Source organism: Streptomyces antioxidans, assembly GCF_000968685.2.
Lineage (GTDB): Bacteria > Actinomycetota > Actinomycetes > Streptomycetales > Streptomycetaceae > Streptomyces > Streptomyces antioxidans.
Genome location: NZ_LAKD02000027.1, coordinates 167,991 through 179,838, shown reverse-complemented (window position 1 = coordinate 179,838; position 11,848 = coordinate 167,991). Strand labels below are relative to the sequence as shown.

The following is an 11,848-nucleotide window of genomic DNA, read 5'->3' as shown; positions in this document are numbered from 1 at the left end:
GGCCCCGCGCACGGTGGCCCGCCTGGTCAGCGGGCGAAGGACGTCAGCGGGCGAAGGATGTCAGTGGGTGAAACGCGTCAGCGGGTGAAGCGTGGTCACCGGCCGAAGCACTCCCGGGTGCCGTGGAGTCTCGGTTCGAAACACACCCGCAGCGTGGCGGGGTCCGTGCCGTCGACCATGGGCGTGAAGACGTAGTTCTGTGTGTCGTAGCCGTCGGTGACCTCGGCCCGCTGCGGCCTGCCGCCGTCAGCCGACACCTCGATGACGTTTCCGGTGCGGGAGTGCCAGATCCGTGCCCATGCGGCGGAGCACGCCGCGCTGTATCTGAACTCCAGCCGTGCGCCCGTGGAGGTGCGGAGCGGCTGGCCGAGCGCGCGGACCCGTGAGGGTGTGCCGCAGCCCATCAGTCCCGGGTCCTTGCCGACACAGCCCCGCGCGTGGCAGGCGGGTGGCGGTGGTGCGGTGGACGAGGGTCCGTGCGCCGCGGAGTCCCGCGAGCCCGTGTTCGCCAGGACCGCCACCCACACCACTGCTACGGCGGCCCCGGCCGCACATGCGGCCAGGCCGACGGCGGCCCATCCGCGCAACCCCGCGCCCCTGCCGTGCCGTTGGTCCGGCTCGGCCGGATGCGGTGAGCGGCCCTGGCCGCCTGTCGCCTCCGGGGGCTCGGGCCGCGCGGTCGCGTGTGCGGTCGCGGGGAGCGGCGGGCTGCCCGCCCGGCCGCTCCACTCCCCGTCGGCCAGCTCCCACAGCGCCAGCAGACGTCCGGGCGGCTCACCGGCCATCGTGCACAGCGCCTCGACGGCTTGGCGCGGGGCGAGTTGCTTGCCGTTGAGGTAGCGCTCCCAGGAGGACTTGCTGTAGGTGGTGCGCTCGGCGAGCGCCGCCATGCTCAGGCCGGTACGCGTCCTGAGCTCGCGCAGCCCGGCGGCCAGGCGGGCGCACGCGGATGCGGTGGCGGGCGGGGTGGTGTCCTTCATCGGCGCAGCACCTGCCAGGTGTGCGGGCCGACGATGCCGTCGGGCGGCAGCCCGGCCCTCCTCTGCAGTCGCTTGACGGCCCGGGTGGTGTTCTCCCCGTAGACACCGTCGGCGCCACCGGGGTCGAAGCCCAGGTGGCGCAGGAGGCACTGGGCTTCCACGACGCCCCAGCCCGGCTGGGAGAGTACGGCGGTGCGGGTGGTGCTGTAGCCCGCGTAGCTCCGTCCCCGCTCCCGCTTGATGGCGCAGGGGTAGGTCTTTCCCGGCCGGTAGGTGAAGGTGCCGTGCGAGGGTCCGGCCGCCGCGCCGCGCTCTGTCTCGGCCGCTCCGTTTCCGCCGCCTCCTCCGCCCCTCCAGGGTGCCGCGATCAGCAGTCCGATGAGCAGGGCGCCGAGCGCCACGGCCGCGCAGACGCCGATCAGCACCCGGGGGCGTACGGCCCGTGGTTCCGGTGTCTCCGACGGCACGGGTGGCCCGTCGTCCGCCGTCGCCGCCCTCTCCCGCCACGCGGCCTCGGCCACCTCGTGGAGCACCAGCAGACGGGTCGGCTCGACGCCGCCTACCCGGGCCAGTTCCTCCACCGCCTGCCGTGGTGGCAGCGCCTTCCCGTTGAGGTAGCGCTCCCAGGAGGAGCGGCTGTAGCCGGTCTTGGACTCCAGCGACGACAGTCCCAGCCCGCTACGGTCCTTCAACCGGCGTAACTGCACGACCAGCTGCCGGACCCGGTCATCGAGCGGATCCGGTAATGGCCTCCAACGCGACATGTTCCACCCCATACGCATTGAGTCCCGCGAGCCCGGATTATCCACCTCCCATGAGCTCCGGTCCGCCGCTTTAACCCCTCTTGGTCTTCCACGGCCCGCCCCACCGCACCCCTTCGGGCCGGTGCGCGCTCCGGCCCCGGCCCGGCGCGTCCCGGCGGCGCGTCTGTGCGGATGGTATCCGTGCAGGTCAGCGCGTGGGACGTCCCCCGAACTCCGCAATGCGCCGCAAGCCCTGGCGGGTGGCCGGGGCGGGGCGGCAGTCTCGGTATCGCAAGCCGGGCGGCGCGGTCCACCCCGCGCCGCCCCCACCACCCGCCACACCGCACCACGGCGGCGGTCCGTCCTCCACGGGGGGAAGGACGGACCGCCGCCGTCCCGCGGATGAGCGGGAGAGGTGCCCGGTCAGAGGAAGCTGACACCCTGGGCGAGGGAGAGTTCGCTGGAGTAGTTGATGGTGTTGGTGGCCGAGCGCATATACGCCTTCCAGGCGTCGGAGCCGGACTCCCGGCCGCCGCCGGTGTCCTTCTCGCCGCCGAAGGCACCGCCGATCTCCGCTCCGGAGGTGCCGATGTTGACGTTGGCGATACCGCAGTCGGAGCCCGCGGCGGACAGGAAGATCTCGGCTTCCCGCTGGTCGCGGGTGAAGATGCTGGACGACAGGCCCTGGGGGACGTCGTTGTGCAGCGCGATCGCCTCCTCGAGGGTGTCGTACGTCAGCACGTACAGGATCGGTGCGAAGGTCTCCTCCCGTACGACATCGGTCTGTGCGTCGACGCGGACGAGGACCGGCTCGACGTAGGCGGCCGCGGGGGCGGCCTCGGCCAGGCGCCGGTTGCCGCCCGCGAGGATCTTGCCGCCCTGGGCCTGGACGCGGGTGAGGGCGCTGTTCATGGTGTCGAGGGCCGCGGCGGAGATGAGCGGACCGACCAGTGTGGTGTCCTCGAACGGGTCGCCGATGGGCAGCTTGCCGTAGGCGGTGGTCAGCCGCTCGACGAGGGTGTCGGCGATATCGCGGTGGACGATGAGGCGGCGCAGCGTCGTACAGCGCTGGCCCGCGGTTCCGGCCGCGGCGAACACGATGCCCTGGATGGCGAGGTCGAGATCTGCGGACGGGGCGACGATCGCCGCGTTGTTGCCGCCGAGCTCCAGCAGGCTGCGGCCGAAGCGGGCGGCGACACGGGGGCCGACCTCACGCCCCATGCGGGTGGAACCGGTGGCGCTGACGAGGGCGACCCGTGGATCGTCGACGAGCTTCGCACCGGCCGCGCGGTCACCGAGCAGCAGACGGTGTACGTCGCGCGGCGCGCCGACCTCGTCGGCGGCCTGGGCGAGCAGGTGGTCGCAGGCCAGGGAGATCAGCGGGGTGAGCTCCGAGGGCTTCCAGATCACGGTGTCGCCGCAGACGAGGGCGACGGCGGTGTTCCACGACCACACGGCGGCGGGGAAGTTGAAGGCGGAGATGACGCCGACCACGCCGAGCGGGTGCCAGGTCTCGGCCAGCCGGTGGCCGGGACGTTCGGAGGCGATCGTACGGCCGTACAGCTGCCGGGACAGGCCGACCGCGAAATCGCAGATGTCGATCATCTCCTGGACCTCGCCAAGCGCCTCGGAGCGGATCTTGCCCGCCTCGATGGTGACGAGGTCGGCCAGGTCGCTCTTGTGCTCGCGCAGCAACTCGCCGAGGCGGCGCACGAGTTCACCACGGCGCGGCGCGGGCGTGGCCCGCCAGGTGAGGAAGGCCGCACGGGAGGCCGCGATGGTGTCTTCGGTGTCGGCGTCGGTGGCGGCGGTCAGCCCGAAAAGGTTCTCGCCGGTGAGCGGTGTGCGGGCGGAGAAGTCACCGCCCTCGGCCACGCCGACGCCGATGTGGTCGAGGGCGGTACGGGCGCGGGTGCGCAGGTCGTCCGTGGTGGGCAGTGCGGTGCTGGTCATGGCGGTCCTCCGGGGGTGAGGGGTCAGCTGAGGGTGTCGGTGAGGCCCAGCTCATGGGCGACGTGTGCGAGGGAGTCGTTCCGCTGCCGGGCGTAGAGGGCGTAGGGGTCCAGGACATCGCGGCCGATGGCGCCGGAGAGCCAGTCCGCGTCGTACGCCGTGCCCTGCTGGTCGCTGCGGCGGGTGCCCTCGCCGCTGAGGTTGGACTGGAAGATCCCGGCGGCGGAGCGGGGCAGGAAGTCCTCGTAGACGATGGGCTCGGCGCGCACCCAGCCCTGCCGCAGCAGCTCGCCGACGGTCGTGGGCGGCCTGCTGCCGTCGCGGGGCCGCTCGGGGCGGAGGTGGTAGGTGAAGTAGGCCAGCCCCTTCGCGGCGAGTTCCGGCTCGCTGCCGGGCAGCCGCCGCTCCCACACGCCGCGCGCGATCTCCCCACGGGGAACCGAGGGGTTCTGGGACGCCTTCTCGTCCACCTGGCCGAGGAGTTCGTCATAGAGGGCGCGGCCCTCGCGGGTGAGGGCGATGCCCCGGGCCTCGACCTCACCGAAGCGGACCCTCAGGGCGCCACTGATGACGCTGCCGTTCGGGGTGCGCATCGCGCGGGGTTCGGCCAGCGCCCGGAAGGAGGTCTGCCGCAGTAGCACATCGGGGCCCTTCCAGGCCGGTGGGCCCTGGATGGTGTCGATCATCTCGACGCCGCGGTCGGTCATCCGCCGGTACAGCTCGTCGATGTCGAGGACGCGCGGGGTGAGGTGGTTGATGTGGGTGCTGCGCACCCCGCCGATGTCCGCGGCCACGGCGGAGATCCGCTCCAGGGTCTCGTACCAGCCCTTGTCGACCGGCTCCGCGGACAGCTCGAAAACCTCCACGGCGAGGTGCAGAAACCGCTCGGCCTCCGCCCCGGGCAGCTCCCGCTCCGCGGAGGCACGGTCGGCCAGCGCCAGCAGCTCGGGGGAGAAGAGCTCGCGGTCCGCGAGGAAGGCTTCCAGGCGCGAGCGCAGCTCGGCGTCGAAGAAACGGGGGTCGGCCGGGGTGAGCAGGGAGGTGAACACCCGGAAGGGATTGCGCGCCAGTTCCTCGCCGTCCACCGGCCGGAAGGCGGTGGAGACGACGGGGACGGCACTGGCCGCGGCCTCCCGCAGATCGTAGAAGCCCACCGGATGCATGCCGAGGGCGCCGAAGATCCGGGCCACTTGCCCCAACTCCCGTGGTGTGCCGACACGGATGGCCCCGTGCCGCTCGGCCGTCACCCGGCCGATGGACCCGAGGCGTTCGGCGTCGGCTCCCCGTGCGCGCAGGACGTCCTCGTTGACCTCGCGCGATACGTCCACGAGCGTGGTGTAGGCGGGAACCTCCTGCCCGTACATCTCCGACAGCCGCGCCGCGAACGCGGCCCTCAGCTGCCACTGACTCAGCGTTGCCATGGTTCGGCCTTTCGATTCGGGTTCGCGGTTCACACCACATGTGCTTCGGGGCGGGTCCCGGCGCCGTGGCGGAACCGGTCGGCGCTGAGCGGGGAGACATCGGTGAACGGCTCCCGCTCCAGGTACAGATCGCGCACGACCTCGCCGACCGCGGGCGCCTGAAGGAAGCCATGGCCGGAAAACCCGGCCGCGTACAGGAAGTTGGGAAGCTCACCGGAGCGGCCTATCAGCGCGTTGTGGTCCGGTGTGACCTCGTACAGACCGGCCCATCCGCCGGAGGTCTCCATGGTGGCCAGGGCCGGGGCGCGGTGGCGGGCGACGGTGCGGAACAGCTCCAGCCACTCCGGGGTCCAGGTGGTGTCGAAGCCGTCCTGCTGGCCGGGGTCGGCCAGCCCGAGCAGCAGACCGTCATCGCTGTTGTGGAAGTAGGCGGTCGAGGAGAAGTCGATGGTGAACGGGATGCGCGGGGCGGGTGGCGCGATCGGCGCGGTGAACGCCAACTGCCGCTTCACCGGCCGGACCGGGAGGTTGACCCCGGCCATCTCGCCGATCCGCGCCGACCAGGCCCCCGCCGCGCAGATGACGGTGGAGCACGCGATGCGCCCGTGGCTGGTGTGCACACCGACGACCCGGTCCCCGGCCGTGTCGAGGCCGGACACCGTGGTGTGGGTGGCGACGGTGACCCCGGCCCGCGCCGCGGCCCCGGCGTACCCCTGGACGACAAGGCCGGGGCGGGCGTGTCCGTCGGCGGGGGAGTACGCGGCGGCCACGAGGCCATCGGTGCTGAGGTAGGGACACAGCCGCTGGGCCTCCTCGGGGGCGATCATGCGGCTCGGCACGCCCAGGCCGTTCTGGAGCCGGACCCCCGCCTCGAAGTCACTCGCCTGCTGTGCGCTGTCGAGCAGGAAGAGGTACCCGACGGTGTCGAGCCGGATGTCGGCCCCCGGCCGGTGGTGGAACTCCTGGTAGGCACGCAGGCTGCGGCTGCCCAGCTCGATGTTGAGCGGATCGGAGAACTGGGCGCGCACGCCGCCGATCGGCTTGCCGGAACTGCCGCAGGCGAGGTCGCCGCGCTCGACGACGACGATGTTCGGCACCCCGGCCTCGGCGAGGTGAAACGCGGTGCTCGCACCCATCACACCGCCACCGATGATCACAACGTCGGCGGAGGCGGGAACGGTGCGGAAGGCGGAGGAGGACAACAGACCACTCCCTAGCAGAGGCCACCCCGCCGGGCGAGGACGGGTCCATGCCCGGGGGCGGCAGGGCTGTCAGGACGGAGCGACGCCGATCAGCTATCTCTGCGTCATCGTGCAGCACACCAAACGTTGACGTCCATCAACGGTCCATGCTTCTGATCTTTTAGCATCCCTATATGGACTGGACGAGTGCACAGCTGCGTTCACTGGTGGAGCTGACCAGACGCGGCACCATCACCGCGGTCGCGGAGGCCCTGGGATACACCCCCGGCGGGGTCTCGCAGCAGATCACCGCGCTGGAGAAGGCCACCGGCATGCGACTGCTGCGACGGGTGGGACGCAGAGTGGAGCTCACCGACGCCGGGGCGACCCTGGCCCTGCACGCCGAGCGCATCCTCACCACGGAGGCCGAGGCCGTCGAGGCGCTGGAGCGCACCCGCAACGAGATCTCCGGAACGCTGCGGGTCGGGCTCTTCGCCACGGCCGCCGCCGAGATCCTGCCGCCCGCCCTGCGGCAGGTGCGCGAGAGACACCCCGGCGTGACCGTGCGCAGCCGGGACATGGACGTGGACGAGGTGTACGACGCGGTGGCGGGCGGAAGCGTGGACCTGGCACTGGGTCTCGACTACCCGGATGTGCCCATCCCGAGGGATCCGTCCCTGCGGGTGCGGGAGCTGTCCAGGGAGCGCTTCTCGCTCGCGGTGCCCACCGGGACCATGTCCGGCCGGTCCGGCGGGTCCGGTCGACCGGGCCAGTCCGGCAGGTCCGCCAAGTCCGGCCGCACGAAGGTCTCGCTCGCCGACACCAGGGACCTGGGATGGATCCTGCCGTCGATCGGCAGCTACTACGGCCGTGCCGTGCTCACCGCCTGCCGCCGCGCCGGTTTCGAGCCGCAGGTGCTGCACGAAGTGACGGACACGGCCGCCACCCTGGCCCTGGTCGAGGCCGGAGTCGGAGTCAGCGTGGTGACGGAGCTGATGCTCCGGCTGCGCCCCTCCCGCCTCGATGTCCTGGAGCTGCAGGAGACGATGGAACGCCACATCGTGGTGGTGTACCGCTCCTTCGCCGAACACCGGCCGACGGTGGCCGCGCTGGTGGATGTCCTGCGCACCTCGGCCGGGCGGCGGCCGCCCGGGGGTCAGCAGCAAAGCGGGGACACGCTCCTCACCCGCTGACCAGACCACGAGGAGGCCCAGGATCTCTTGGCCTCAGGAGCGCAAGTTGTCGCGCTGCTGAGTCTTTCGGGTGCGGCGGGCCCTGGGTGATGGTTTCAGGCCAGTGGTGACCCACCCCGCGTACGGTGGCCCCTCGCGCCGCCGCTTGTCTGCCATGGAGCCAGCCATGCCCCCCAACCACACCCCCAAGCCCGGGCTTCCCGCCCTCCTGGGAAGAGGCCCCCAGGGGATCTTCCGGCGCACCCTCCCCTCCGAGCGGCCCGCGGGCGAGCGCATGGTGCGCACCCTCGGGCTCACCCAGCTGACGATGATCGGCGTCGGCGCGATCATCGGGGCCGGTATCTTCAGCCTGGCGGCGGCCGTCGCCAGGGACGTCGCAGGGCCCGCCGTACTGATCTCGTTCCTCGTCGCCGGGGCCGCGTCGCTGTGCGCGGCCTTCGCCTACGCGGAGTTCGCCGGGATGGTGCCGAAAGCGGGCTCCTCCTACACCTACTGCGCCGCGGTCCTCGGGGAGGTCGTGGGCTGGATCGTGGGGTGGGACCTCCTCCTCGAGTACACCGCCATCGTCGCGGTCGTCGCCATCGGCATGTCCGGCTATCTCGGCTTCCTCCTCGACGCCGTCGGCATCCACCTGCCCACCTGGGCGCTGGGCGCTCCCGGTACCGGCGACGGTCACCGGATCGACCTGCTGGCCGTGGCGATCTGTCTGGCCGTCGCCTGGCTGCTGACCCGTGGCACCCGCACCTCGGCCCGTGTCGAGACCGTGCTGACCATCGTCAAGATCGCCATCGTTCTCGTGGTGATCGCGGTGGGCTTCACCAAGGTCGACAGCGGAAACCTCACCCCGTTCGCACCCTTCGGGCTCGACGGGGCCTTCACCGGCGCCGCCACCGTCTTCTTCGCCGTCTTCGGCTATGACGCGCTGAGCACCGCCGCCGAGGAGTCGGTGGAGGCCCGCGAGAAGCTGCCCAAGGCGATGATGCTGTCGCTGGGCATCTCGATGGCGCTGTACGTCCTGGTGTGCATCGTGCTCACCGGCGTCCAGCACTACAGCGAGCTCAACCCGAACAGCGGCATCTCCAGCGCCTTCGCCGACGTGGGGCTGAACGGGCTGGCCAACGTCATCGCCGTCGGAGCGGTCATCGGCATCGTCACCGTGACGTTCTCCTTCATGATGGGCGCCTCGCGCCTGTGGTACGCGCTCAGCCGGGACGGACTCATGCCCTCGTGGTTCGGCGCCATCCACCCCAAGCGCAAGGTGCCGCACCGCGCCACCTGGATCATCGGCATCGTCTCCGCGGTGCTCGCGGGCGCGCTGCCCATCAACGCGGTGGCGGAACTGACCAATATCGGAGTCCTGCTGGCCTTCATGGTGGTCTGTGTGTCCGTACTGATCCTGCGCTACCGGAAGCCGCAGCTCAAGCGCTCCTTCCGATGCCCCGGGATGCCGGTGGTGCCCGTTCTCGGTGTGCTCTTCTCCGGCTGGCTGATGTCGTTCCTGCAGTGGGAGACCTGGGTGCGGCTGGGGGCGTGGCTGGTCGCCGGGCTGCTCATCTACGGCGCCTACGGCTACCGGCGCACCCGCCAGGTGATGCCCGGCGGGTCCGTGGACCTCGACACCCTGGACGACCTGGCCGATACCGAGGGGCCCGAGCCGCACGGCACGCGGGCGCCCCTGCGGTAGTTGGCCACTGCCGACGTCAGGGCGGGGATTCATCCCGGGCGGCCGGGGTTCTGCGGCACCACACACCGGTCGTCCGCGGCCGGTGCCCCCTTCGGCCAGGCCAGGGCCTCGAAGCTCAGCTTGTCCCGCATCGGGTCGAGCCGAACGATGGCCAGCGCCTTGTTGTACGGGTTACCGGCGTTCGTCAGACAGATCCAGCCGCCCGCTCCCTGGACCCGGAACGCGGAGTTCAGATTCTCGTAGTCCTCCTTGATCCGCTCCTTCGACGGGACGGGAGTCCGGGTGGTGGCCGCCGCCTTCGTCAGGGCCTTCGCGGCGGTCAGGATCACATCGTGGGTCTCGATGGCCCGTCCGTCGTCGAACCGCACCGTGCCCAGCCTTCCCGCATGGGACCTGGCCGCGGCGCGCAGCTGCGCCATGGCCCGCTGCGGTTCGACCAGGTGGCGCGGCAGGTCTGCGGGGGCCGCCGCCCGCTTTCCCGCGCGCTTCTTCCAGCGCCCGACCTCCACATCCCAGGCGTCGGGGTGTGCCGGTGCCGCGTACAGGACGTTGACGGTGGGGGTGCCCGCGTCCGGGTCGCCCCGTAGCAGGGCGCGTTCCGTGCCGTCGAGGCGTTCGTCGAGGGTGGTCGCGTCGGAGCCGGAGATGACCGTGTACGACGTCTTCCGGGCGCAGTAGGTGCGGGCCAGCTTCTTCACGAACAGCTCCAGATGGAACGCCCGGCCCGCGAAGTAGACGACGCGCGCCCTGGATTCGCAGAGGTTCATGGCAAAGGTCTCGAACTCGTTCGGGGTGACCCCCGCGGCCTCCGGCCCCTCCGAGGTGAACGTCATGTCCTGGGCCCCGGCACCGCCGCCCCGGGCCCCGGTGAACGCGTCCCGCAGCGACTTGTCGTAGCTGTCGCCCGGCCGGGTGTCGGCCACCAGCGCCGTCTGCGCGCGGGCCAGCCCCGGGTCGTAAGCCAGCAGCGCGGCGGCCTGGTCCCTGGCCGTGGACACCACCCGGGCCAGGCCCGGATAGCGGTAGGGGCCCGGACCGTCGGCGTTGGCGAAGGACTGGGAGGTGACCAGCCCTGCCACGACGGGGATCTTCAGCTCATTGGTCAGATGGCTCATCGCCTCCTGGGTGGAGTCCAGGCTCAGATTGAAACCCACGACCATCCGCAGCTCCGGCTCCTGGTCGACCAGCCGGTCCACCGTGTACCGCCACGTCCGGTAGTCCCGGCCCGGGTTGGCCGCAACCAGCCGGATGGGCGGGGCGGCGTCCGAGCCGTTCGCCCTGAGCTGTCCCAGATAGGCGCCCTGCACCTCGCTGAGGATCTGCCTGCCCACCGCAGGGTTGTCCGACTCCATCGGAATCATCAGCGCCACGGTCGCATGCGCCGTATGCGCGATCCGCTCGTTCTCCGCCTCGATCCCGGCGAAGACCTCGCGCATGCCCCGCAGACCGGGCATGAACACCCCGGTCCCGTCCGAGACGCCGACACAGTCCGCGCCCCGCATCAGCAACCGCTCGCCACAGCCGTCCGCACGCCCCCACGGGGCCCAGTTCAGCAGCCCGGCGAGCACCGCGGACACCAGCGCCACGGTGCCCGCCGACAACATCGCCGGGCCCCATCGGCCCGCCCCGAGCGCGGGAAGCGGAGCCGGCGGCGGCGAGGCGAGACGCACCTGGAGCACCCGGCTCGGCAGCGGTACGTCCTGGCTGCGCCGCCACCGCTCCACCGCCTCGTCCCGGGCGCGGAACCGGTCGGGCACCGCGGCGGTGATCTCCTCGGCCGCCACGGGGGGTTGTCCGCCGCGCGGCGGAGGCGCGGCGCCGGGGGCGGAGGTGGCGATGACGACGGGATGGACCCGCAGCCCGCGCGCCCCGTCGTCATAGGCGGTCAGCAGTCGGTCCCTGATCTGCCGCCGCGCGGCGGACCGGTCGACGTCCGGCAGCAGGACGACCGGACGCCGCGCCCGGTTGAGGCGGCGGAAGAAGCCGTAATGCGCGTCGATGTCCGCGAGCAGCGCCTCGACGAGCAGCAACTGCTTGTCCGCCACCGGTTTCCGCTGCTGGCCGCGCAGCTCGCGGAAGACCTCCAGCTGGGTGACGACCCGGCCCCGGAACCACTTCCTGCGGTACCAGCGCACCGTACGGCGGTGGGGGAACCGGCAGACGTCCGCCACCCTCACCACCACCCCGACCAGCCCGCCCAGCTGCTGGGCCAGCTGCTCGTCCCGGGCCAGCGCCTCGGCCCGCTCCTTCATCTCCTGCAGGGTGTAGCGGCGTTCCTCGGCGATCGCCTGCTTGACCATCCGTGCGATCTTGGTGTTCTGCTTGGCCGGCATCTGGCCGTCGTCCGGGCGCCACACATACAGCGCCGCGAAGGCCGCCGCGAAGCGGGGGAAGGCGATGGGCAGCCGGTAGGCCGGGCGGCCGTCGTATCCGCAGCCCTGGGCGATGGCCAGCAGCTCGGTGACGACCTGCTGCTCCGGTGTCTCCTCCGCCGGAAGCTCATCCGGACAGTTGACCGGCAGCACACCGCGGTGCCGCTCGTGGAAGAGCCGGGGCCAGCCGCGGACGGTGGCCTCCGCACCTTCGAGCTGCAGGACCAGCGCCCCGCTCGAACGGTGGAACCTCAACCCCCCGAAGCGCAGCCGGTCCCTGATCGTCAGCTGCGCCAGCGCCGCGTCCAGCGTCTGTTCCAT

The 11,848-nt window shown here is 71.8% G+C and carries 8 protein-coding genes; 2 read left to right on the top strand and 6 right to left on the bottom strand.

All coding sequences use genetic code 11. The annotated features are described in order from the left end of the window. Positions 1 to 95 precede the first annotated feature (95 nt). The 5 genes from VT50_RS10955 to VT50_RS10935 all read right to left on the bottom strand — a co-directional run bounded on the left by VT50_RS10955 (position 96) and on the right by VT50_RS10935 (position 6,299). The gene (locus VT50_RS10955) at positions 96 to 980 is read right to left on the bottom strand and encodes a helix-turn-helix domain-containing protein (protein ID WP_046084107.1); all 885 of its coding nucleotides are present in this window, start codon (positions 978 to 980) and stop codon (positions 96 to 98) included. Next, a complete protein-coding gene (locus VT50_RS10950) occupies positions 977 to 1,744 on the bottom strand; it encodes a peptidoglycan-binding protein (RefSeq protein ID WP_046084197.1) in 768 nt (255 codons plus the stop codon). The genes VT50_RS10955 and VT50_RS10950 overlap by 4 nt, the downstream gene beginning before the upstream one ends. A gap of 402 nt (positions 1,745 to 2,146) precedes the next feature. Further along, complete coding sequence (amaB, locus tag VT50_RS10945) at positions 2,147 to 3,676, bottom strand: L-piperidine-6-carboxylate dehydrogenase (protein WP_046084106.1); 1,530 nt, start codon at positions 3,674 to 3,676, stop codon at positions 2,147 to 2,149. A 23-nt stretch (positions 3,677 to 3,699) separates the two neighbouring features. Beyond that, complete coding sequence (hglS, locus tag VT50_RS10940; RefSeq protein WP_046084105.1) at positions 3,700 to 5,097, bottom strand: 2-oxoadipate dioxygenase/decarboxylase; 1,398 nt, start codon at positions 5,095 to 5,097, stop codon at positions 3,700 to 3,702. A gap of 29 nt (positions 5,098 to 5,126) precedes the next feature. After that, the gene (locus VT50_RS10935) at positions 5,127 to 6,299 is read right to left on the bottom strand and encodes an NAD(P)/FAD-dependent oxidoreductase (protein WP_046084104.1); all 1,173 of its coding nucleotides are present in this window, start codon (positions 6,297 to 6,299) and stop codon (positions 5,127 to 5,129) included. A 173-nt stretch (positions 6,300 to 6,472) separates the two neighbouring features. Between VT50_RS10935 and VT50_RS10930 the strand changes: the two genes are divergently transcribed. After that, positions 6,473 to 7,471 carry a LysR family transcriptional regulator gene (locus tag VT50_RS10930; protein ID WP_046084103.1) on the top strand — a complete coding sequence of 333 codons (999 nt, stop codon included), beginning with the start codon at positions 6,473 to 6,475 and terminating at the stop codon, positions 7,469 to 7,471. A gap of 274 nt (positions 7,472 to 7,745) precedes the next feature. Then, positions 7,746 to 9,155: an amino acid permease gene (locus VT50_RS10925; RefSeq protein WP_206269395.1), complete on the top strand. Its 1,410-nt coding sequence runs from the start codon at positions 7,746 to 7,748 to the stop codon at positions 9,153 to 9,155. A gap of 29 nt (positions 9,156 to 9,184) precedes the next feature. Here VT50_RS10925 and VT50_RS10920 read toward each other — a convergent pair whose 3' ends face one another. Further along, positions 9,185 to 11,848, bottom strand: a complete 2,664-nt coding sequence (locus VT50_RS10920; RefSeq protein WP_053048408.1) for a type 1 periplasmic-binding domain-containing protein — start codon at positions 11,846 to 11,848, stop codon at positions 9,185 to 9,187.